Source organism: Arthrobacter sp. Z1-15 (assembly GCF_054792395.1).
The window spans coordinates 3,153,203-3,175,282 of the sequence record NZ_CP096454.1; the positions used below are offsets into that span (position 1 = coordinate 3,153,203).

The 22,080-nt window shown below is 66.1% G+C and carries 14 protein-coding genes; 3 read left to right on the forward strand and 11 right to left on the reverse strand.

Annotation, left to right across the window (positions count from 1 at the left end; translation table 11 throughout):
* Positions 1 to 211 precede the first annotated feature (211 nt).
* Genes M1D40_RS14445 through M1D40_RS14460 form a run of 4 tightly spaced genes read right to left on the reverse strand, consistent with a single transcriptional unit; the run spans position 212 to position 6,227 of the window.
* Positions 212 to 1,492 carry a M20 family metallo-hydrolase gene (locus M1D40_RS14445; RefSeq protein WP_461169241.1) on the reverse strand — a complete coding sequence of 427 codons (1,281 nt, stop codon included), beginning with the start codon at positions 1,490 to 1,492 and terminating at the stop codon, positions 212 to 214.
* Entirely contained in the window at positions 1,489 to 3,189 is a 1,701-nt protein-coding gene (locus M1D40_RS14450; RefSeq protein ID WP_461169242.1) for an amidohydrolase, read from the reverse strand. Before M1D40_RS14450 ends, M1D40_RS14445 begins: the two co-directional genes overlap by 4 nt.
* On the reverse strand, positions 3,186 to 4,880 hold the full coding sequence (locus M1D40_RS14455) for a thiamine pyrophosphate-dependent enzyme (RefSeq protein WP_461169243.1): 1,695 nt from the start codon (positions 4,878 to 4,880) through the stop codon (positions 3,186 to 3,188). The genes M1D40_RS14450 and M1D40_RS14455 overlap by 4 nt, the downstream gene beginning before the upstream one ends.
* A gap of 24 nt (positions 4,881 to 4,904) precedes the next feature.
* A complete protein-coding gene (locus tag M1D40_RS14460) occupies positions 4,905 to 6,227 on the reverse strand; it encodes an MFS transporter (protein WP_341393331.1) in 1,323 nt (440 codons plus the stop codon).
* Between the two features lie 208 nt (positions 6,228 to 6,435).
* Here M1D40_RS14460 and M1D40_RS14465 point away from each other — a divergent pair, with 208 nt between their 5' ends.
* A complete protein-coding gene (locus tag M1D40_RS14465; protein ID WP_461169244.1) occupies positions 6,436 to 7,569 on the forward strand; it encodes a helix-turn-helix domain-containing protein in 1,134 nt (377 codons plus the stop codon).
* Positions 7,570 to 7,633: 64 nt separating this feature from the next.
* Here the strand turns inward: M1D40_RS14465 and M1D40_RS14470 are convergent, their stop codons facing one another.
* The gene (locus M1D40_RS14470; RefSeq protein WP_341393329.1) at positions 7,634 to 9,613 is read right to left on the reverse strand and encodes a hydantoinase B/oxoprolinase family protein; all 1,980 of its coding nucleotides are present in this window, start codon (positions 9,611 to 9,613) and stop codon (positions 7,634 to 7,636) included.
* A 1-nt stretch (position 9,614) separates the two neighbouring features.
* Positions 9,615 to 11,651: a hydantoinase/oxoprolinase family protein gene (locus M1D40_RS14475; protein ID WP_461169245.1), complete on the reverse strand. Its 2,037-nt coding sequence runs from the start codon at positions 11,649 to 11,651 to the stop codon at positions 9,615 to 9,617.
* Positions 11,652 to 11,948: 297 nt separating this feature from the next.
* Here M1D40_RS14475 and M1D40_RS14480 point away from each other — a divergent pair, with 297 nt between their 5' ends.
* Positions 11,949 to 13,403 (forward strand): helix-turn-helix domain-containing protein, encoded by a 1,455-nt coding sequence (locus tag M1D40_RS14480; protein ID WP_461169246.1) that lies wholly within the window; start codon positions 11,949 to 11,951, stop codon positions 13,401 to 13,403.
* Here the strand turns inward: M1D40_RS14480 and M1D40_RS14485 are convergent.
* The 4 genes from M1D40_RS14485 to M1D40_RS14500 form a co-directional block, all read right to left on the reverse strand.
* Entirely contained in the window at positions 13,339 to 14,790 is a 1,452-nt protein-coding gene (locus tag M1D40_RS14485) for an APC family permease (RefSeq protein WP_461169247.1), read from the reverse strand. The genes M1D40_RS14480 and M1D40_RS14485 overlap by 65 nt on opposite strands.
* Positions 14,791 to 14,873: 83 nt before the next feature.
* On the reverse strand, positions 14,874 to 16,355 hold the full coding sequence (locus M1D40_RS14490) for an aldehyde dehydrogenase family protein (protein ID WP_461169248.1): 1,482 nt from the start codon (positions 16,353 to 16,355) through the stop codon (positions 14,874 to 14,876).
* 86 nt (positions 16,356 to 16,441) lie between these two features.
* A complete protein-coding gene (locus tag M1D40_RS14495; RefSeq protein WP_341393324.1) occupies positions 16,442 to 17,638 on the reverse strand; it encodes an acyl-CoA dehydrogenase family protein in 1,197 nt (398 codons plus the stop codon).
* A gap of 43 nt (positions 17,639 to 17,681) precedes the next feature.
* Positions 17,682 to 19,085 carry an aminotransferase class III-fold pyridoxal phosphate-dependent enzyme gene (locus M1D40_RS14500; protein ID WP_461169249.1) on the reverse strand — a complete coding sequence of 468 codons (1,404 nt, stop codon included), beginning with the start codon at positions 19,083 to 19,085 and terminating at the stop codon, positions 17,682 to 17,684.
* An 80-nt stretch (positions 19,086 to 19,165) separates the two neighbouring features.
* Between M1D40_RS14500 and M1D40_RS14505 the strand changes: the two genes are divergently transcribed.
* The gene (locus tag M1D40_RS14505; protein ID WP_461169250.1) at positions 19,166 to 20,677 is read left to right on the forward strand and encodes a PucR family transcriptional regulator; all 1,512 of its coding nucleotides are present in this window, start codon (positions 19,166 to 19,168) and stop codon (positions 20,675 to 20,677) included.
* On the opposite strand, the gene M1D40_RS14510 is transcribed toward M1D40_RS14505, so the two are convergent.
* On the reverse strand, positions 20,674 to 21,873 hold the full coding sequence (locus M1D40_RS14510) for a CaiB/BaiF CoA transferase family protein (protein WP_461169251.1): 1,200 nt from the start codon (positions 21,871 to 21,873) through the stop codon (positions 20,674 to 20,676). The genes M1D40_RS14505 and M1D40_RS14510 overlap by 4 nt on opposite strands.
* Positions 21,874 to 22,080: the final 207 nt, after the last annotated feature.

Sequence of the window (22,080 nt, forward strand, 5' to 3'; positions counted from 1 at the left end):
TCGGGCACCCGCGTAGCGAAATCCCTTCCCTCGCTCCCCCGGCGAATGAACGGCCCTTCCACCCTACAGAACCCCCTTCCATCCCATCGAACTGCGGGCCTCTGCTGCCCGGGCCCCGAAACACCCGGGCAGCAGCCGCAACCGAGCAGCAGTTATGGAGAAAACGGCCGGGTACCAAGGGGCCCGGCTGTGGGGAACAGCGACCTAACCTTTAAGGCACAGCTACAAATGCACCCTCAACCACGCGTCCGAGCAGCTCGGTCAGCAGGTTCACCCCGGCCAGCATGTCGTCGTCGCTGGTCAGTTCCTTTTCGTTGTGGGAAATGCCCTCCACGCTGGGGACAAAGAGCATGATCGTGGGCACCAGATCCTTGAGGTTGGTGGAATCGTGCCCGGCCAGGGTGCGCACCGTCCCGTAGGGCAGGCCCAGATCGGCCGCGCACTCCGCGGCCAGCGACATCCCGGCCTTGTCATAGGCCTTCGCTCCCCAGACGTGCTGGGCACCCTGCTCGATCCGCACCGCAGCCGACTGTTCAATCGCCGCAATCCGCCGGTGCAGCTCGGCGTCGGCAGCGGCGAGGACCTCGGCGTCGGTGCTGCGCAGGTCCACCAGCAGTTCCACCCGGCTGGCGACCACGACGGGCGAATTCGGGTACACGGTGAACTCTCCGCAGGAAGTGATGACGGCGTGTTCTTCCGTGCTGAACCCGTCGGCGATTTCCCGGGCCGCCACCACGAGCGCGCTGGCGCCGAGCAGGGCGTCGTGCCGGTCGGCGATGATCGTGGCCCCGGTGTGCGCCTGTTCACCGTGCACGGTGAATTCGTATTTGTTGGCGCCCCAGGTCGACTCCACCAGGCCGATGGTCAGGCCTGCGTCCTCCAGGGAGCGGCCCTGTTCAATGTGGATTTCCAGATACGCTGCCAGGTCCAGGGAGAAGTCTCCGATGGTGCCGATGCTCTCCAGCGCTTCGCGCACGGACGTGCCGCGCGGATCCACTGTCTCGAGGACATGCTCGGCGGACAGTTTGCCCGTGAAGACGGCGCTGCCCATCATCGACGGCTTGAACCGGCAGCCTTCCTCGTTGAACCAGTTCACGACGGCGACGTTGAACTGCGGTGCCGACCCGCCGGCGGCCAGCCGCTGCTGCAGCCTGATGGCCGCGTGGACGGCTGCCAGGACGCCGTAGGCGCCGTCGAACCGCCCGCCCAGCGGCTGCGAGTCCAGGTGCGACCCCATGGCGATGTACGGCGCGCCGGGAACCAGTTCCAGCAGGGCAAACTGGTTGCCCACGGCGTCGTAGCGCACCTCGAAGCCGTGGCCCTCGGCCAGGCCGCGGAACCAGTTCCTCGTCTGTCCGTCTTCCGCAGTGCCGGCCTGCCGGTCAACTCCCCCGCCCGCGGTGGCCCCGAAAGTGCTCATGGAATGGAAATCTGCGAGGAAGGCGCCGGCACCGCTGCCGAGGGGTGCCTGCTGGCGGGTAGTGATGGTCATAGTGCTGCTCCTGTGGTTCGGGCCGGGGACTCTGCCCCCGGCTGTGGTCCGGCAGCCAGCCGGTTGTGGGTAAAGTCGCCGCCGGCAATCGTGGCCAGCACCTGAAGCTCAGAGATGTCCGCCGCGTCCAGCGGAGATCCGGACAGCACGGCGAAGTCGGCCAGCTTGCCCCGGCGGAGCGTGCCGTTCCGTGCGTGGGTACCGGTGGCCTGTGCAGCCCAGTCGGTGTAGGTGCGCAGTGCTTCCTCGGGGGTGAGTCCCTCGCCTGCTCCGCCCAGGATCCTGCCCTGTTCGGTTTTGCGGTCCACCCAGGACTGCATCGCCCGCAGGACGTTGTTATCCGCAACGGGCAGGTCGGAACTGCCAGCCACGAGGATTCCGGCATCCACAAGTGACCTGCCCCGGTAGAGCCAGCCTTCCCGTTCCGGCCCGACCATTGCAGCGAATTGATCTCCGAGCGGCCCGATGAACGCTGCCTGCGGCGTGACGGCGATGCCGGCGGCAGCAACGGCAGCCAGCTGGTCCGGCCGGGCGATGCCGAAGTGTTCAATCCGGTTGGGCAGGGAATTGCGTCCGTAGCGTTCCTGGCACGCGATGATGATCTCCGTTGCCAGGTCGATGGCGGCGTCGCCGATGGCGTGCAGGGCGATGGGCCAGCCGGCCCGGTAGGCCGCGTCCACGCGCTCGCGGTACACCGCCGGATCATCGAGCAGGTATCCGGTGTTGTGCGGGTGGCCGCAGTAGTCCTCGGTGACCGCCGCCGTCGCGCCCAGGAGCGAGCCGTCCATGAAGACCTTGACCGGGCCCAGCGACACCCACTCGTCTCCGAAGCCGGCTACGGCACCCAGATCAATACCGCGGCCCGTACCCGTGCCGTGCATGTCGGTTTCATTGGCCCGCAGCGGGCGCAGCGCGTCGAGTGCGGGCATGAGCTGGGCGCGTGCGTGCAGCCGGCCGCTCGCGGCGGCGAGCTGATAGGCGCGGACTTCCACCGGGCTGTGGCCGATCCACCCGCCGCCCACTCCGGCCTCGGTGAAGCTTGTGATGCCTTCCGCGGCGAACCGGGCTGTTGCGGCATCCAGCGCGTCGACGATCCGTGCCACCGGATAGGGCAGCAGCAGATCCTGGAGCAGCTGCTGGGCGGCTTCTTCCACGACTCCGGTGGGCGAACCGTCCTCGCCGCACAGGACGGATCCGCCGGTGGGGTCGGAAAAACCGGGTTCAAAGACTCCTGCCAGTTTCAGTGTTGCGGTGTTGGTGATGGACAGGTGCCCTGAGACGTGGCGCAGATAGAGCGGCCGGTCCCCCGTGATCCGGTCCAGCTCACGGATGTCCGGGTAGGCTCCGCCGTGGTGCTTGTGGTTGAAGCCGGTTCCGTTGATCCAGGCGTCCGGGGTGTCCGCCAGCCGCTGCACCTCGGCCTCCAGCAGGGCATACAGCTCGGGGAGCCCGCGTGCCTGCTCCAGATCAACGGCTCCCAGCCCCAGGCCCCACCACGTGGTGTGGCAGTGCGCGTCAATGAAGCCGGGCACCACGGTTGCTCCGTCCAGCCCGATGTCCTGTTCGGCGGTGCAGCCTTCCAGTTCCTCGTCGAATCCCGCGATCCGGCCGTTGAGCACGCCGACTGAAGAGGCCGCCGGGCGCTCCGCTTCCAGGGTGATGATGTTTGCCCCGCGCAGGATCAGGTCGAGTTTCATCGGTTTCCTCCTGCCGCTGCCGGTTCCGGGGCGGTGGAGCCGGCGGTGCTCCCGGTTGCGGTGCCGGCTGCGTTCGAGGTGTCCGGAGCCATGGTTGCCGGGTCGGTGATGAGGTGCAGCAGGGCCAGGCGCCCGCTGCCCAGTGCCCGTTCCAGCGCCGGTCCGAAATCGGCCGTTTCCTCCACCCGTTCGCCGTGGCCTCCGAAGCTGCGGATCAATCCGGCGAAATCGGGGTTGTCCAGGGCCGTGCCGGAGGGACGGTGGGGGTAGTGCCGTCGCTGGTGCGCCACGATGGTGCCGTAGCCGCCGTTGTCCGCAACGATAATCAGCGGTGCGGCTTTCCGGGCCGCGGCAACCGCCAGCTCCTGCGCGTTCATCATGAAGTCTCCGTCGCCGCAGACGGCAACCACGCGGCGCCCGGGGTGAATCAGCGATGCCGCCACAGCGGCGGGAACCGCGAGCCCCATGGCGCCGTTGCGCGGCCCCACCAGCGAGCCGGCGCCGTGGTGGCTGAGGTAGCGGGCACCCCAGATGGTGGCGTTTCCCGCCCCGTAGGTCAGGATGCGGTTTTCGGGCAGCAGTTCCTCCAGAAGTCCGAAGGCCGTCCCAAGGTCGACGCCGGTGCCTCCGTCCGCGGCCGGCACGGAATACCGTGCCTGGTCGGCGGCAAGGGCTTCCATCCACGCGCCGCTGCGGCTGCCGCGGGCCGCCCCGGGCTGCGGCAGCGCCGCCACAAACGCCGCCGGCGCAGCGGGAATATGCAAATCGATCCGTCCGGCATGTCCTGCCGCCTCCGGATCCTGAAGCACAAGAAGAGTTTCGGCCGCCAGCCCGCGGGTGTACCCGTCGCTGAGGACGTCGGTCCTGGCGCAGCCGACGAAGAGCAGCAGATCGGCCTCATCAAGGCGGCCTGCCAGCGTGTCGGCCCGGCCGTAGCCCAGCCACCCGGACCAGGCAGGAGAGAGATGCGGAACGGCGTCGTAGGACCGGAAGTCCGCGGCCACCGGAATCCGTGCAGCCGCCGCCCAGGCAGCAAGCTGACCGCCGTCGTCGGCTGTCCATCCGTCCCCGCCCACAATCAGCAGCGGGCGTTCGGCGCGGGCCAGCCGGGATACCAGTTCCTCCAGCGCCCGGGACGCCGGTTCAGCGTCTGCCGACGCCCGGGGCGGAACGGTTCCGGTGCCGGCCGTGCGCACCAGGACATCCTCGGGCAGGCCAATGATGACCGGTCCGGGACGGCCGGACACAGCCAGCCGCATGGCCGCGGCGACTGTTTCCGCGGCCCGCCGTTCGTCGTCGAGCACCATCACCTGCTTGGCCGTGGTGCCGAACCAGCCCTCCAGGCTGAACTCCTGAAAGGCGCCGCGGCCGCGGTCCGTCAGCGGGATCAGACCGACAAAGAGGACCATCGGCGTTGCATCCTGCCAGGCGGTGTGGACGGCGATCATGGCGTTCGCGGCTCCCGGCCCCCGTGTCACCATGGCAACACCGGGAGTTCCGGTGAGCCGGGATTCCGCCAGGGCCATGAACCCGGCGCCTCCCTCATGCCGGCAGACAACGGTGTCAATGGAGGAATCGTGCAGCCCGTCGAGGACGTCGAGGAAACTCTCGCCCGGGACGGTGTACACGCGGGCGACGCCGTGTTCCTCGAGCTGGCGGACAATCAGGTGGCCGGCGGACAACGATGGCATGAGAGCTCTTTCGGTGGGAGGAAATTAGTGCTTGAAGCCGGGCAGGTCCACGCTCATCCGCGGCACAATAACGCCGGCGGCGGCAGTGAACAGGCTCAGGAGCACCAGCAGGACTGCGGCCGGCCACCAGTGGTCCGAGGCCGCGGCGACCATGGCGGTGGCAAGCAGCGGCAGGAAGCCTGACACCATGCCGGCGGTGTTCTGGGCGAAGCCGACACCCGTGTACCGGGTGCGGGCCGGGAACAGTCCGGTGAGGACGGTGCCGTTGGCTGCGTACGGCAGGGACAGAGTGGCCACCGCAAGGGTCATGCCCACGACCACCAGCACCTCGTTTCCGGACGTGATCAGCAGGAACGAGGGAACGGCCGCCGCTGCGGAGGCGAGCCCGCCGTAAAGAAGGACACGACTGGCGCCGAAGCGTTCACCGAGCCGTCCGCCCAGGATCAGGACGGGGATTTCGACGACGGCGGCAACCATTCCGCCCAGGAGCATCAGCTGAGAGGAATAGCCCAGGATGGCAACGCCGTAGTACACCACGAAGGCCGTGACGAGGTAGAAACCGCCAACACCCAGCAGCGCCGCGGCCATGCCGACCAGGATGTGCTTCCAGGAATCGACCAAGGTGGTGCGGATCGGAGTCTTCTCGACCTGCCCGTGCTCGAGCAGTTCGGCGAACACCGGGGACTCGTCAAGCCGGCTCCGGATGTACAGCGCAATGAACAGCATCGGAATGGCAGCCAGGAACGGGATGCGCCAGCCGAAGTCGTCGAAGTTCTCCTTGGAGAAGAAGACCGTCGCCAGGAAGAATCCGCCGGAGGACAGAATGGTGCCGATCGGGGAACCGATCTGGGGCAGGGCGGCGTAGCGTGCGCGGCGCGCCAGCGGTGCGTTCTCCACGACTATGGTCATGGCCCCGGACCACTCCCCGCCGACGAAGAGCCCCTGCGCAACCCGCAGCAGCACGAGCAGTACCGGTGCCGCGATGCCGATCGCGGCGTAGGTGGGGAGCATGCCGATCAGCCCGGTGATGACGCCGATGCCGACGATGGTGATCATGAGCGTCTTGCGGCGTCCGATCCGGTCGCCCATCGCGCCGAAGAACATGCCGCCGAGCGGGCGGGCCAGCAGTCCGACGCCGAAGGTCGCGAAGGAGGCCAGGGCAGCGGCAGTGGCGTTCTCATTGGTGAAGTACTGGACGTTGAAGACCAGGGCCGCGGCGGCACTGAAAAGGAAGAAGTCGTACCATTCCATCGCGGTGCCGATCAGGGCGCCGATGGAGACCTTCATGGCCTCCTTGTCGGTGATGGTCCGGGTGGCCCCGGCCTCGAGGTTCAGTTGTTGTGTCATGGCCTGCCTCTGCAGCTGCTGGGGTCCGCGGGCGTGGAAAACGGCCGGTGCGGACGGGAACGAAGCACCAGCATGTCACCGGGGAGGGTTTGTGACGTGCATCTAATGACGCCGGTTTGGACGGCTAAACTGTGCAAAAGCACAGAATTGGAGCGTTTACGCAGTGGCCATTGCAGGGAAACATGAAGTTAACACAGACGAGTTTGAGGTGCGGTGGAACGCACTGCTGGACGGGCTCAGCGTCGACCGGCTGAGCAGCCTGTTCCTCGAGCGCGTGCTGCGGCTGGAAGACTACCGCGACGGGACACTTCCGGCCAGCGAAATCCGCCGGACCGCGGCGGCTTCCTTCCGGACGCTGATCGCGAGCCTGCGGCAGACGTCCAATCAGCGGGAACTGGCAGCGGTACGGCAGGACATTGCCCTGGAGGTCGGAGTGTCGCGGGCCCGCGCCGGGGTTCCGGTGGAATCCCTCACGTCAGCCATCCGGCTGGATTTCACCGTGCTCTGGAACGAGCTGATGCTGCTCGCTGATCCCGCCGACGCCGAGCTGCTGGTGCGCCGGGCGGAGACCGTTTGGCACGTCGTCGACTCTTACGCCGTGCAGACCCAGGCCACCTACCTCGATGAACGCCAGCGCATGGCCCAGGAAGCGTCGTCCGTGCGTCAGGGATATGTGGCGGCCCTGTTCGGGCCGGCGAGTACTCCGCCGGAGCTGCTGGCCCGCACCGCCCTGGAGCTCGGCATCGCCGAGGATGCCGTCCTGGCCGTGGCTGCTGCAGCGGCCGACGGCGCGGGCCAGCTCCACCTGGCCGCCGCCGCTGCCTCACGCCGCGGCGCGGCAGTCTTCACCCATCCGCTGCCGGACGGACTGGCCGCGTTCTGGGTTGCCGATTCCCGTGCCGGCAGCGCGGACCGGGAAACGATGGAGCAGATTCGGGGAATCCGCTGCGGACTGGTGGAACCGGTGCACGGCTTGGCCGGGCTTCGGACGGCGGCCCGGACCGCCCGCGCCCTTGCTGCACTCGCCGGTGACGGCGACCGGGCCGCATTGACCATGCGCAATGCGTGGGCCCGTCTGGCCCGCCACAGGTTGGCCGAGACCGGTGTTCCAATGGTTCCGGACGTGGACGAGGCTCTGCGGCAGTGCGGCCCCGTGGAGAAGGACCGGCTGCAGGAAGCCGTGCGGTCCTATCTGGCCACCGGCAGCGTTGCCCGCTCCGCGGAGCAGCTGTTCTGCCACCGGAACACGCTGATGAACCGGCTGCGGCGCTTCACCGAACTGACCGGCATCGACGTCACGGTTCCGGAGGCAGCTGCCCGTCTGGTGGTGGCCTGGTCCTAGGAACCAGGCCGGAAGCAGTCCTCAGCCGCGGCGGCGGGACAAGCCCATCGTCCTCGGCAGCGTCTTACGCAGTCCAACCTGCCACAGAGCGGCGCTGCATCATCTGCCGGTACTGCTCCGTGGTTGTTGGAAAGTGTTCCCCGGTTCCCCAGTCAAGGATGACTCCGTGTCTACGCACTACGTCCATCGCGTCGATGTCTCCCTGGCGATAGCGCTTGGCCACCAGCGCCGGGTCTTCCTCCATCCACGAGCGGCGAAGCCGACTGATTTCGGCCCGGGTTTTAACCGTGGCGGGGCCATCGATCTCGAAATCGTCAATCTCGGCGTCGTGCTCAACTATGACCACTCCGTAATCCAACTCCGCTCGCTTCACAGAGACATACCCGTCGATGACATCCTCCAGGACCTCTTCTGGAGTACGCTCCAGCGGATCACCGAAGCCGCCCCCGCCTGCGGACGGACGGGTGAAGAAATCTCCTGACTCAACGGGTACCGAAGAAAATACGGCACCGAGGTATTTTTCTCCTTCCCGCCCCTTGTTCAACCAAACTCCGTGCGGAATGGATGGCAACCCGCCGGCAATACCCCAGGTGACGGACCTGGCGCGATCGCAGCAATAGCTCATTACTGCATTTGTGGCATCCATAAGAATCCCGCCCTTCTCCACCCCGACACCGCCGCGGAAACGACCCGGTCCGCCTGAATCCGTGATCAGCTCATGGTGGGTAGTGAGCACCGGGGTCAACCGCTCCTGGCCCTCGACAGGCTGGACTGCAAGTCCTGCGCCGAAGACGGGTGCCGTGGCTCCTGTTCCGTCCTTGGAGGAGCGCCCGCCCCAGCCGCCTGCCATCCAGTCGTACCACATGAAAAACGGCTTCTCCCGGCTTCGTCCGTCGCGCCCTCCGATGAGAAGGTATTCGAGGTTGAAGGCGCACGCCATGGCCCGTTCCGGCATCACCTGGGACCAGATTTCGAAGATCCCGTTCATCAGTTTTTCGTAAGGTCCCGAACAAAAACCTGTCACCGCGTGCGGCCAACCGGCGTTGACCACTGTGCCTTCCTCGCCGATGTCGGCGGTCACAGCTGCATAAAAGCCTGAATTGAGGGGAACATCGGGAAAAAATGTCTTGGTTCCGGCGTAAATGGCCGAGAATGTGGTGCCGTAACCCGAGTTCAGGAACGTGGACACTACCTCTGCAGACCCCGTCAGATCGTACCGAATGCCGGTCCCGTCCAAGGTCAGCTTTATCTTGATGGGGACCAGGCCCTCGTCCTTACCAGGATCGCTGTCCAGGTAATCCACGGTTTCCCATTCCCCTTGTGGAAGGGACTCCAACTGGCGCAGCACGGTTCTGGTGACGTAGTCCTGGGTTTCTCTCATGGCTTCCAGAACAGTTGCCCGTGAATACCGTTCGACCAGTCGCAGGATCTCACGTTCACATACTGCGGTGGCTTCAGCCTGGGCGTGCAGGTCGCCCATAGCCTGTTCCGGGGCCCTCGTGTTGCCGACGAGCAATCGGGCTACATCCCGCTGAAACGTCCCTCGCGACCAGACCCGTACCGGCGTAATACGGAGGCCTTCGCCAAAATGTTCCTTGGCACTGACGTCAAAGGAGCCAGGTACGGACCCACCAATATCTGCCCAGTGTCCTTTGTTTTGCGCGAAGCCCAGCAGCACATCTTGGGAAAATATCGGGCGGATAAAGCTAACATCGTTGAAGTGCGTGCCTCCCCGGTAGGGGTCATTGACGCAGAACACGTCTCCGGGATTGATGTCGCTGTTGAACTCTTCCAAAACGGACTGACATTGAAAGTGCAGGGTTCCCACGTGCACTGCGATGTCTGCGCTGCCCTGCATAACGGTGTTGCCCTGCGCGTCACACAGGGCGGACGAGAAATCGCGGGAATAGATGACGAAGGAATAGCAGGTGCGCAGAATCTGCTCGCTCATCAGGTCCACGCTGGTAACGAACGCATTCTTCAAGACCTCAAATGTCACCGGATCAAGCGTTCCAACTGGTTCCACAGCGTGTGTTGGTTTCATGTCAGGCCTCCTTCAGATGGATGCGGATGTTGAACCACTCGTCCACTTCGGCCTGGGTACCCGGTGGAATCAGCGTGGTGGAGTCAAGTTGGGAAATAACGGCCGGGCCGATAATCCGGGCTCCCGCAGGTGTTGTGGAACGCTCGTAGACCGGGGTTTGCTGCCAGCCGCCTTCTTCGAAAAAGACGGAGCGAACGGAGAGTGGATCTCCGGGGTCTGCAACCAATTTTTCAGCCCGGCGGAAGGATGGCTTCGGAGTCCGGCCGATCCCGGTGACATGCAACTGATATACCTCCACCGGCTGGTCGTCTTGGCGGAACGCGTATTCCTTCTCGTGTTGTTCGTGGAAGGTCTGCACCGCCTGCGCCAACGCCTCCGGGCCACGGTTCACGGGAACCATGAGCGAACGCCACTGCCCGTGGTAACGCATCGAAATTTTACGTTGGAGGACCGCGTTCTCGGCAGTCACCCGCTCGTGTGCAAGGCGGCCGGCGGCGTCCGCTTCCAGCGCGCCAAAATGCTGTTCGAGATCCTCGGAATCGATTCGGTCCACAAGCTCCGAGTACATTTCCGACAAGTCGTGGCGGATGTCCACCAGAAGGCATCCCATCGCCGAGGTCACGCCGGGGTTGGGCGGCACAATCACGGTGGGAATACCTAGTTCACGTGCAACTTCCGCCCCGTGCAGGGCTCCGGCACCGCCAAATGCGATTAGGGCAAAATCACGGGGGTCCAACCCCCGGCGGATGGAGACGAGACGGACGGCGTCTGCCATATTTGCGTTGGCGACCTTGAGGATGGCACACGCTGCTTGTTCCGTGCTCATGGCGAGTGGCTTGCCTATGACATTGTCGATGGCGTCCAGGGCTGCGTCCCTATCCAGGCGTTTTGCGCCCCCTGCCAGATCGCTGCCCAACCGGTTCAACGCAATGTTGGCATCCGTATTGGTGGGCGCAGTGCCGCCGTTGCCGTAGCAGGCAGGTCCGGGATCAGCGCCAGCAGACTGAGGTCCGTTGCGAAGCGACCCTGCGATGTCGATGTGAGCCAGAGACCCGCCGCCGGCACCAATCGTGAGCACCTCAATGCTCGGGAAGATGATCGGATGGCCGTACTCAACCTGCCACTCCTTCGTGGTGCGCAGCTCCCCGTCATTGACCAGGCAGATGTCAGTGGAGGTGCCTCCCATGTCCAATCCCACCGCGTGGGACATGCCGCACTGTTCAGCGATGAACTGGGCGGAGATGGCTCCTGCGGCGATACCGGAGGCCGCCAGACGCACCGGGTACTGCTCGACCATTCGCGGTGTCATCGAGCCGCCTCCTGAGTGGAGGAGCAGCAGGTCGCCCCGATAGCCTCCCTCACGCAGTGCACCGCTCAGTCGATTCACATAGCCGGAGACAAGCGGAGCCAGCACAGCATTCGATACGGCCGTGTTGAACCTGTCATGCTCGAAGATCTCGGGAAGGACTTCAGCAGACGCGGAGATCGTGGCCTCCGGCAGCTCCTCCTCCAGAATCTGCCGCATCCGCCGCTCGTGCGACGGGTTGGCAAAGGAGTTGATGAAGCAGACCGCCACTGTACTAACCTGCCGCCGCCGCAGCACGGCAGCAAGCTTCCGCGCTTCTTCCTCGTCTAGCGGAGTTACTACATTGCCTTCGAAGTCGACACGCTCCCCAACTTCGAAACGGTCGCGCCTCCGGATGTAGGGCCCCGGAACGTCGTCATATGCGTCCCACAGGTTGTCCTTGGTCCCGTCCCTAATCTCGATTACATCGCGGAAACCTCGGGTGGTGACCATAGCTGCTTTGGGAAACCGGCGGGTAATAAGAGCGTTGGTGGCCACCGTAGTTCCGTGGCTAAATAGCGAAACATTGTGAAGGTCTATCTCGCCGCGTTTAATGCCGCTCATCACAGCAGCCATGGGGTCGGCGGGTGTCGATGGAACCTTGGTGACCCTTATAGAGCGGTCATCCTCATTGAAGATGCAGACATCAGTAAATGTCCCTCCCACATCGACGGCCACACGAATTTGACTCAATGTTTTCTCCTCCGGATCGAATCCATCCTTCTACTGTGGTGCCAATCACATAGACTGTCATTGTTCGTTACACAAGATTGGGCCCGACCCTTTTGGACAGGATCCAAATTAAGGACCTTGGAAATTAAGGACCATGGAAGGTTGGGCAGCGGCTTGCACCTTAGCGACCTGGTTGAAGCAGCAGCGTACGGGGCAAATCCACTTGTGAATGGGGGACGCGATCGTGAGCTGCTTGGAACGCACAACTATCGACCGAGAGCGGTGGTTGAGCGACTTGAACCAGGCTTTGTCGTGCTCATGGATGCAGAGCACTTGTTTCCGCTGCCGAGCGCGCCGGGTTGGGCCGATGCCTTGGTCACGCGCTTCAGCGCAGCGGGAGTATCGGCGCTGCTGTACCGGCCAGGAAATGATGGGGAAGGCACGCCGGAACCACTGGTGCAGTCGGCCAGGCTCGCCTGCTTACCGCTCTTTGAGCTTCCAGTCAGCACCACGCTGAGGGAGGTTGAGCAATACGTCTTCATGAGACTGCAGCGTGAGGAACTGATCCAGCTCCAGCGCTTCAACCGGCTTCTGACCAGCCTCCTGGAGGCAGCAGGCAGCCCGGACCCGCTCAACGCCGTCGTTGCCCGTCTTGCTGACGTGGTTAGTGGATCCGCCTTCGTCTACGACCTCTCCGGTAAAATCATCCATTCCGCCGGGACAGGCCCCGCCCGCCTAATCTGGGACGCCCACGCCACGTTGATCACCGAACGTGTTCCCCTTCAAATTGGGCGCTGGACGGCAATGACCCGGCGTGTCGCTCGGGGGCCGGACATTTTTTTGGTGGCAGTCGCGAGCCAGCAGTCACAGCATCTGGCGGAAATCGCCGAGCCTGCTCTGGAAGCCAGTGCCCAACTGTTCAGGACCATCAGCGGAATCAACAGTGCGGCCTGGACTAACCAGCAACATTACGGCCAGTCGCTCCTCTCGCTGCTGCGCAACGGTATCTCGCCCCACCGGGAACGACGGCTACTGGACCAACTCCTTCCCTACGGCTTCCGTACAGGGGACAGTTTCCGGTTCGCTGTCCTGTCTGCAATTGGCGAGCCCTCACTGCGGCGGCACCACGACCTGCTCAGTCTGGGCCTGGAACTGGGGCTTGGGCTCATCGTAGCTGAGCACTACGATGTGGGCGCTAGCCCGGTCATGCACGCACTGGCCACTGAACGCAGCCAGTTGTCCGAATGGTTCAGGGAAGCTGGAGCCAGCCATGTGGTGGGCGCTTCCGAACCGTTTTATACCCTGACAGGTTCCCCGGAGGCGTATCAGGAGGCTGAGACGGCCCGTACGGTCGCCGAGCGCCGGCGGCCTCCGGGCCAAGGCCTCGTAATCCGGATGGAGGATGTCGGGTTGGCTGCATGGCTCAAGGCCCGGAACCCGGGGCCTTCGGTAGCTGACCGTATGGCTCGTCAAACCGCACCGCTGAGGGATCAGCCACAACTGCGGGAAACGCTGGTCCTTTGGTTTGCACACGGTATGGACGTGAGGTTAACGGCACAGGCCATGTTTGTCCATCCCAACAGCATCCGATACCGGCTGCGCCGGTGTGAGGAGCTCTTGGGCAGCTCGCTCCAGTACCCCGAGATGCTGGCTAACGTATATCTGGCGTTGCAGGACGAAGTCCTGACAGCCGAAGCTGACGGCGCCCTCAGCCGCGGCGGCGGGCGGCAAGGCGTTCCAGCAGGTCCTCCTCTGCCCGGATCCCCGGTTTGATTCCGGCGGGGATCCGCAGGAGGAAGACCATGCCCAGGCCCCACCACAGGCCGAAGAGCAGCCACGGGACGGAACCGAGCGCGGCGGGCATTCCCGGCAGATACAGCGACAGCAGCCCCAGGCACAGCACCACTGCGGCGATGCCGATGATGCGCCCGCCGTTGCCGGCGCCGCCGATCCGCAGCGGGCGGTCCATCTTCGGCTCGCTGCGGCGCAGCAGCACGAAGACCAGGGACACCAGCGCGTAGGCAATCACAATGCTGGGGGAACCTGAATCGACCAGCCAGCCCAGCATGTTCTGCCCGAAGAACGGAGCCAGGACGGACAGCCCGCCGATGAAGACCAGGGCATTGACCGGAGTGCGGTACGTGGGATGCAGCTTGCCGAACCACGCCGGCAGCATGCCGGACCGCGCCATGGAGTACATCAGCCGGGAAGCACCAAGCAGAAGCGAGTTCCACGAGGTCAGGATGCCCGCAATGCCGCCGGCAATCAGGACCTTGGCCATGATGTCGCTGCCGAAAAGCTTGCCCATGGCGTCCGCCGTCGCGATGTCCGTTCCCGCCAGCTCGTCAGCGTTCATGGCCGAGGAGGTGGTGAGGATGGTGCCCACGTACCAGACCGTGGCCAGGGCCACCGCAATGACTACGAGCCGGCCGATCTGGCGGGCCGGAATTTTGGTCTCCTCCGCCGACTGCGGGATGACGTCGAACCCGACGAACATGAACGGCACAACAACCAGCACGGCGAAGAAGCCGCCCATCCCGCCGGTGAAGAACGGTTCCATGTTGGCGGTCGAACCGCCGGTGAAGGAACCGAAAACCAGCATCAGGCCCACGATGAGCAGCAGCAGGACCACAAAGGTTTGGGCAATGCCGGCGTGCCGCACGCCCCGGATGTTGATGGCGGTCACGACGACGGCGGCAACGGCGCCCACCAGTGCCCAGGTCAGGTGGACCTGGTCCCCGGCAACGCTCCACAGCGGCACTGCGTTCAAATCGGGAAAGAGATACGTGGCGGTCCGCGGCAGCGCGACAGCCTCGAACGCCACAATGGTGATGTACCCGCCGGTGATTCCCCAGGAGCCGATGAAGGACCAGCGCGGGCCCATCCCCCGCAGCAGGTAGTTGTGTTCCCCGCCTGCCTTGGGCATGGCCGCGACCAGTTCCGCGTAGGTGAGGCCGACGACGGCCATGATCAGCCCGCCGGTCACCATCGCCAGCACCGCGCCCATGGTTCCCGCCGAGGCTATCCAGTCTCCGGTCAGAACCACCCAGCCGAAGCCGATCATGGCTCCGAAGCCGAGCGCCAGTACGTCCCAGTTGCCCAGGACCTTGAGCAGGGACGGTTCCGACTGCCGGACGGATTCCACTTTTGAACGTGCCATGGGCGTGCCCCTTTAGTTTTGCCGGTGCGAAGTAGGTGGGTTTGGTGCCTTTGGTGCAGGAGTTGCATGGTGTGGACGGCAGACTACCGCGGGTTTCCGCCGCGCAGATAGACCGTGGTGGTGTGGCTGAAAAATTCCTTCGCCGCGCCGCCCTGCTCCTTCGGCCCGTATCCGGATTTCCGCGCACCGCCGAAAGGCACATGGGGATCGGCACCGGCGGATTCCGAATTCACGTGGAGGATTCCGACGTCGATGCTGTCCACCGCTTCAAGCACCCGGGTGACGTCCTGGGTGAACACTGCGGCGCTGAGCCCGAAGTCGCTCTCATTGGCGAGTTCGAAGGCATTGGCTGTGTCTGAGGCCCGGCGCACCGAGAGCACCGGGCCGAAAAACTCTTCCCGCCAGGCTGTATTGGCGGCACCGGAAGCAGGGTTGCGGAGAAGGTCCAAGATGGTTGCGGGCAGGTAGAAGCCGCCCTCGGGATCGCCGGGGCCCTTGCCCTCATAGGCGAGCGCAGCCCCTTCTTCGACGGCTGCCGAGATTCCCCTGCGTACGCTGTCTGCGGCTCCGGCGCTGATCAGCGGCCCCATGTGCACTCCCGGGTCCGTGGGGTCCCCCACCGTCCAGGCGTCAAGGCGGGTGCGGAGGCGGCCCAGGAACTCGTCCGCCACCTGCTCGTCCACCACGAGACGCGAAGTTGCCGTGCACTTCTGTCCCGTGGAGCGGAACGCACCGAGGACGACCTGTTCCGCTGCCAGGTCCAGGTCGGCGTCCTTCAGCACGATGGCCGCGTTTTTTCCGCCCATCTCCGCCTGGACCGGGAGGCCCCGGGAAGCGCCTGCGGCCGCGAGGCGGCGCCCGACGGCGGTGGAACCGGTGAAGGTCAGGCCGTCGAGACGGGGATGTTCCACCAGGGCGGCGCCCAGTTCCCCCGGCCCGATGAGCAGGTTCAGGACGCCCTTCGGCAGTCCGGCGTCCGCCAGGGCCTCAGCCAGCCGCACCGCCAGCAGCGGCACGGTGGACGCGGGTTTCCACACGACGGTATTGCCGTACACCAGCGCCGGCGCAATCTTCCACGCCGGGATGGCGATGGGAAAGTTGAACGGCGTGACGACACCCACGACGCCGAGCGGCTTGCGGACAACCAGGATGCGCTCACCCCTCCGGGGGGAGGCAAAGACTTCGCCGGCCGCCCGGTCGCCTTCGTTCCCGAAGTACCGCAGGATCTGCGCGGCACGCGCCACTTCGCCCCGGGCCTCGGCGAGTGTTTTTCCCTCTTCCCGGGCCAGTTCGCGGCCCAGGCTTTCCTCTGCCCGCTCCAGCAGGCCGGCTGCCCGGAGCAGGACCGCACCGCGTTCGTGCATCGGGGTACCCGCCCACGCGGCGGCCGCGTCCGAAGCCGACCGGACGGCGCGGTCCACGTGGCCGGCCGTGGCCTGCAGCCCCTCCGCAACCACTTCTGAGGGACGGGCGGGGTTGGTGGAGGACAGGACAGCGCCGGTGCCCTCCTCCCATGATCCGGCGATGAACTGGCGCAGCTGCTCGGCGGGGGCAATGGTCGTCATGGGGGTGTGCTCCTGGTGTTGGACTGCCGGTCAGCGGACAAGATCAGTGGACAAGGGCTCAGCGGACTAGGAATCAGGGGAAGAAATCAGCGGAAGGCGGCAAGGCCGGTGAGGTGCTGGCCCAGAATGAGGGTGTGCACCTCATCGGTGCCTTCATAGGTGCGCACCGACTCGAGGTTGTTGGCGTGCCGCAGGGGCGAGTAGTCCAGGGTGATGCCGTTGCCGCCGAGGATGGTGCGAGCCTCCCGGGCGATGGCGATGGCTTCGCGCACGTTGTTCAGCTTTCCCACCGAGATCTGGTGCGGCTGCAGGGTTCCGGCGTCCTTGAGCCGGCCCAGATGCAGGGCAAGGAGGAACCCCTTGTTGATTTCCAGTGCCATGTCCACGAGCTTCTGCTGGGTGAGCTGGTAGCCGGCGAGCGGTTTGTCGAACTGCAGCCGGTCCTTTGAATAGGCCAGGGCGGCCTCGAAGGAGTCGCGGGCCGCGCCCATGGACCCCCAGATGATTCCGTAGCGGGCCTCGTTCAGGCAGGAGAAGGGACCGCGCAGTCCCCTGGCGCCGGGGAGAACCGCGTCGGCCGGCAGCCGCACGTCGTTAAGCTCAATCTCGCACTGGATGGAGGCGCGCATGGACAGCTTGCCTTCGATCGGAGTGGCGGCAAATCCGGGAGTGTCGGTGGGTACAAGGAATCCGCGGATCCCCTCGTCCGTCTGCGCCCAGATGACTGCCACCGCGGCCACGCTCGCCAGGCCGATCCACCGCTTGGTGCCGTTCAGCACCCAGTCCTCCCCGTCCTGCCGGGCGAAGGTCTTCATGGAGGACGGGTCCGATCCCGCCGTCGGCTCCGTCAGCCCGAAGCAGCCGATGAGCTCCCCGGCCGCCATCCCGGGCAGCCACCTCTGCTTCTGCTCCTCCGACCCCCACTTGTAGATGGCGCTCATGGCCAGGGAGCCCTGCACGGAGACGAAGGTGCGCAGCCCGGAATCTCCGGCTTCGAGCTCGGCGCCCGCCAGTCCGTATTCAACGGCGGAACGACCGGCGCAGCCGTAGCCGTGCAGGTGCATGCCGAGCAGCCCGAGCCTGCCCATTTCCGGAACGATGTCGAGCGGAAAGTGCGCGTCCTCGAACCAGCGGGCGATGTTGGGCCGGATCTGCTCATTGACGAACCCGCGGACCCGGGAACGCAGGGCGAGTTCATCGGCGGTCAGGAGTGCGTCGAAATTGATCAGGTCGGACGGATCCAGGACCGTCTCTTCGGTTCCGGGCGTGAAAGCGGTGGTCATTGTGGTCCTTCTCGGTGGGTGCGGGTAACGGGGAGGGCCGGAGCTAGGCCGGGGCGTCCGACGGTGCGGCGTTCTGCGCCGCGTCGAGGACGGCGCTGCGCAAAACGGCCAGCCCGTCACGCAGCAGCTCCTCGCTCATGACCAGCGGCGGCAGCAGCCGGATGACGTTTCCGTACGTGCCGCAGGTCAGGGTGAGCACTCCCTGTGCATGGCAGGACGCGGAGATGGACTGCGCCAGGTCCGGACGCGGCTGCAAAGTTTCGGGATCGGCGAATTCCAGGGCCAGCATTGCCCCGCGGCCGCGGAACTGGGCCACGACGCCGGTTTGTTCCACCAGCGGCTCCAGCACCTCCCGGGCCACAGCCTCGATGGCGCGGGCATTGGCGAGGAGCGTGCCGTCCTCGAACTCCTCGAAAACCGCAAGCGCCGCTTCGCAGGCCAGCGGATTTCCGGCATAGGTGCCGCCCAGTCCGCCGGTGTGTACGGCGTTCATAAGCTCCGTCCGTCCCGTCACGGCGGAGAGCGGCAGGCCGCCGGCCAGGGCCTTGGCGGTCAGCGTGATGTCACCGGCCACGCCTTCGTGCTCGCTGGCGAAGAGGGTGCCGGTGCGTCCCATGCCGGCCTGGATCTCATCCATCACCAGCACGATGCCGTGGCGGTCCGCCAGGGTGCGCAGCCCGGACAGGAAACCGGGGGCCGGGACAATGAAGCCGCCTTCCCCCTGGATCGGTTCGACCACCATTGCGGCAAACGATTCCGGGCCGTGCTCCGCCAGGGTGGCCTCGACGGCGGCCAGGGCTGCCGCTGCGGGATCCGCGCCCGCGGCGCCGCCCCCGGGTGCCCGCAGGGGGTTGGCCGAGGCAGCCCGGACAACCTCCGCCGGCAGCGGCCCGAAGTTGAGCCGGTAGGGGTTGACCTTGGCGGTCATCGCCATGGTCAGCAGGCTGCGGCCGTGGTACGCCTCGTCGAACACCAGCACGTTGGCGCGCCCCGTAGCCGCCCGGGCAATCTTGACGGCGTTTTCCACCGCTTCGGCACCGGTGGAGAACAGCGCCGTGCGCTTGTCGAAGGCCCCCGGTGTGTGCCGGTTCAACCAGCGGCACACTTGGGTGAAGGAGTCGTACTCGGTGACCATGAAACAGGTGTGGGTGAACCGTTCCAGCTGCGCCGCAACGCGCCGGCGGACCCGCGGGTTGGACGCGCCCACGCTGGTTACGGCAATTCCGGAGGCAAAGTCGATGAACCGGTTGCCGTCCACATCCGCGAGGATGCCGCCGTCGGCCCGGTCAACGAAAACGGGCAGGACGGTGCCGAACCCGGCGCTGACCTGCTCCGCACGCTCGGCATGGAGCTGGAGTGAACGGGGACCGGGCACAGCGGTTGCCAGGTGGCGGGACTGGGGAAGCGGGGCCGCGGCAGTGGCGGTTTCCATCGGAGTCTCAATCATGGGGTTACGCTACGCAGCGCTGCGACATGCGTCATTGAGCATTCCACCCAATCCGGGCAGCGGTACTGGATGATTTGTCTATGGTTTCGCTTACTGAGCTCAGCAGCACACTGGGCCCGCATCTGGCCTCCGTCTCCGGCCGGCGGCTGACCCAACGGCAGCTGACCGGGGTGCACGTCTCCGAACTGGAGGATCCGACGCCGTATCTGGAGGGCGGGGAACTGCTCCTGACCACGGGCATGCCGCTGGGCGGAACCGCTGCCGCCACCGCGGAATATGTGGCACGACTGCGGAACAAAGGCATCCCCGCACTGGGCATCGGCCTGGGTCCGTGGTTGGAGCAGGTGCCCGAGTATCTGCTGTCCGCCTGCAGCGAGGCAGGCATCGATCTGCTGACCGTGCCCGACGGCGTGCCGTTCCAGAATGTCTCCCGGGCGTTTTGGGGCTTGTCGGTCAAGAGCAGCCAGGCGGGCCTCATGGGCAGCCTGGGCACGCAGACTTCACTGGCTCAGGCGGCCATGCGCCCGGATGCCACGTCCGCCGTCGTACGCGGCCTTGCGCAGGCGCTGGGCGGGTGGGCTGCGTATCTGCCGGCCGGCCCCGACACCGCCGTCTGCTGGCCGGAGAGCGCTGAAGCGTATCTCCCGCAGCTGCGTGCCGAAACCATCCGGCTCAACCGGACGGGCACCCACACCGCTGCCACCTTCGAAATCCACGGCCAGGCCGTCGTCGAGTACTCCATCGTCGCAACCGGCCGCATTCAGGGATTTTTGGCCGTCGGGCCGGGGCGGACACTGACCGCAGCGGACCGGCAGGTAATCCTCACCGTGTGCACCCTGCTGGCGCTCAAGGCGAAGCAGCGGGAGGTGGTTGCCGGAGCGACGTCGGCTCTCGGTTCGGCGGTGGCCAAGCTGGTGCTGCACGGGCACACCGAAGCCGCCCGCATCCTCGCCGAGGATCTCGGGCTGCAGGATCTTCCGCGCAGGGTCAGGGTGCTGGCTCTGTCGGTGCGCCCGGGCGACGACGCCGAAATGCTGATCCGGGCAGCAGGCTCGCTGTCCCCTGACGCCGGCCTGCCGGCGCTGCCGCACCAGCTGGCCTCGTGCCTGCTCCGGCACGAGGAGGAAGCTGCCCTCTACTTGGTGCTGCCCGAAGAAACAGCGCCGCAGGAACAGGGTTCCCCCGACGGGGGCATCCCCGAAAACCACCCCCGTCTGGCGGGTGCGTTGAGCGAGCCGGTATCCCTGGGCGAGGTTGCGGGGGTCATGCCGGCCCTCCGCCGTGCGCTGCGGCAGGCGCCCGCCGGGTCGCTCGCGGGGACCGGAGGCCCGCACAACCAGCAGGCCCGGGAATGGATAGACACTCTGGCACGGTATCGACGCGCGGACCTGGTGGGAACGGTCGCGGAATACCTGCGCCACCGGGGGCACTGGGAAAATGCGTCGCGCAGCCTCGGTGTGCACCGGAACTCGCTGCGGCACCGCATCGGCATTGCCGGTTCCCTGCTGGGCGTGGATCTGGATGACCCGGATGTTTTTGCGCCGTTGTGGCTGGAACTGCGGCACTACGAGCGCGCCGCGGACGGCAGCTAGCCGTCTGCAGGGCCGCGCAGCCAGCCGGTGACGCTTTCCGTGTGCTCTCCGAGCCGGGGCGGGGCCTCTCCGCGCGGAGCCAGCGGCGGGTTCCACACCGCCGGATGGCGCAGCTGCCGTCCGGTGACCGTCCCCGCGGCGTCCCGCACCTCGATCGTGGGCTCCAGCCCCAGCGACTGCGCGTACGCGATGCCTTCGTCGATACCTGCCACCCGTCCGGCCGGGACCCCGGCACCGGCCAGCCGGTCCTGCCACTGTGCCGCCGGAGCGGCAGCCAGCAGGGACTCCAGCTGCGTCACCAGGACTTCCCGGTGCTCCACCCGCGCCCTGTTCGTGGCGAAGCGCTCATCCGAGGCCAGTTCCGGGGCGCCCAGCTCCTTGGCCAGCCGCCCGAACTGTCCGTCGTTGCCGCAGGCCACCGCAAGCGGGCCGTCCGCACATTCGAGCAGCTGGTAGGGAACGATCGACGGGTGGGCGTTACCCATCCGGCCCGGCACGATGCCGGCTCCGAGGTACGCCTGCCCCTGGTTGGCCAGGGCGCCCTGCAGGCTGGACAGCAGGTTCACCTGCACGTGGCTGCCGCGGCCGGTGGCCTGCCGTGCGTTCAGCGCCGCCAGCACGGCGATCGCCGCATCCTTGGCCGTCAGCACGTCAACCAGTGCCACTCCTGCCTTGTACGGTGAGCCGCCGGCGTCGCCCGTGATGCTCATGAGCCCGCCCAGGGCCTGGACTATGAAGTCATAACCGGGAATGTCAGATCCGCCGGCGGCACCAAACCCCGAGATGGAGGCGTACACCAGCTGCGGGTTATCCGCGCTCAGGTCGGAATACCCCAGTCCCAGCCGGTCCAGTCCCCCGGGCTTGAAGTTCTCGACCAGCACGTCGGCCCGAAGGGCCAGTTCCCGCGCCAGCGCCAGGTCCTCCGGAGCGGACAAATCCAGGCAGACGGATTCCTTGTTGCGGTTGACGGACTCATAATAGGTGGCCCCCGTTCCGGACCACGGCGGCCCCCAGCTGCGGGTGTCGTCACCGGTTTCCGGACGCTCCACCTTGATCACCCGGGCACCCAGATCCGCCAGCGTCATGGTGCACAGCGGCCCCGCCAGCACCCGAGAGAAATCGGCAACCAGGATGCCGTCCAGCGGCCGCTGTCCGCCGTCGTCGTCCCCGGGTACCTTCTTCGGCGAATCGGACATCATTACCCCTCCGGCGTGGCGCTGGTGCTGCACCCCTGTGCAGCTGACGGCCTTCATCGTAGCCACGAGCCGGGGCGGCAGGGTTGGATGTTCTGACCAGAGGAGGGGATAACCCGCACACCGGGCCGCGCACGCCGGACCGGGGAAAGGAGTTCCCGGACACAGAAAAACCCCCGGAATCACAAGGATTCCGGGGGTTCAGCTGTA

Coding starts and splice junctions, on each gene's coding strand:
- M1D40_RS14445 (WP_461169241.1), bottom strand. CDS start 1,492: ATGACCATCACTACCCGCCAGCAGGCACCCCTCGGCAGCGGTGCCGGC.
- M1D40_RS14450 (WP_461169242.1), bottom strand. CDS start 3,189: ATGAAACTCGACCTGATCCTGCGCGGGGCAAACATCATCACCCTGGAA.
- M1D40_RS14455 (WP_461169243.1), bottom strand. CDS start 4,880: ATGCCATCGTTGTCCGCCGGCCACCTGATTGTCCGCCAGCTCGAGGAA.
- M1D40_RS14460 (WP_341393331.1), bottom strand. CDS start 6,227: ATGACACAACAACTGAACCTCGAGGCCGGGGCCACCCGGACCATCACC.
- M1D40_RS14470 (WP_341393329.1), bottom strand. CDS start 9,613: ATGAAACCAACACACGCTGTGGAACCAGTTGGAACGCTTGATCCGGTG.
- M1D40_RS14480 (WP_461169246.1), top strand. CDS start 11,949: ATGGATGCAGAGCACTTGTTTCCGCTGCCGAGCGCGCCGGGTTGGGCC.
- M1D40_RS14485 (WP_461169247.1), bottom strand. CDS start 14,790: ATGGCACGTTCAAAAGTGGAATCCGTCCGGCAGTCGGAACCGTCCCTG.
- M1D40_RS14490 (WP_461169248.1), bottom strand. CDS start 16,355: ATGACGACCATTGCCCCCGCCGAGCAGCTGCGCCAGTTCATCGCCGGA.
- M1D40_RS14495 (WP_341393324.1), bottom strand. CDS start 17,638: ATGACCACCGCTTTCACGCCCGGAACCGAAGAGACGGTCCTGGATCCG.
- M1D40_RS14500 (WP_461169249.1), bottom strand. CDS start 19,085: ATGATTGAGACTCCGATGGAAACCGCCACTGCCGCGGCCCCGCTTCCC.
- M1D40_RS14505 (WP_461169250.1), top strand. CDS start 19,166: ATGGTTTCGCTTACTGAGCTCAGCAGCACACTGGGCCCGCATCTGGCC.
- M1D40_RS14510 (WP_461169251.1), bottom strand. CDS start 21,873: ATGTCCGATTCGCCGAAGAAGGTACCCGGGGACGACGACGGCGGACAG.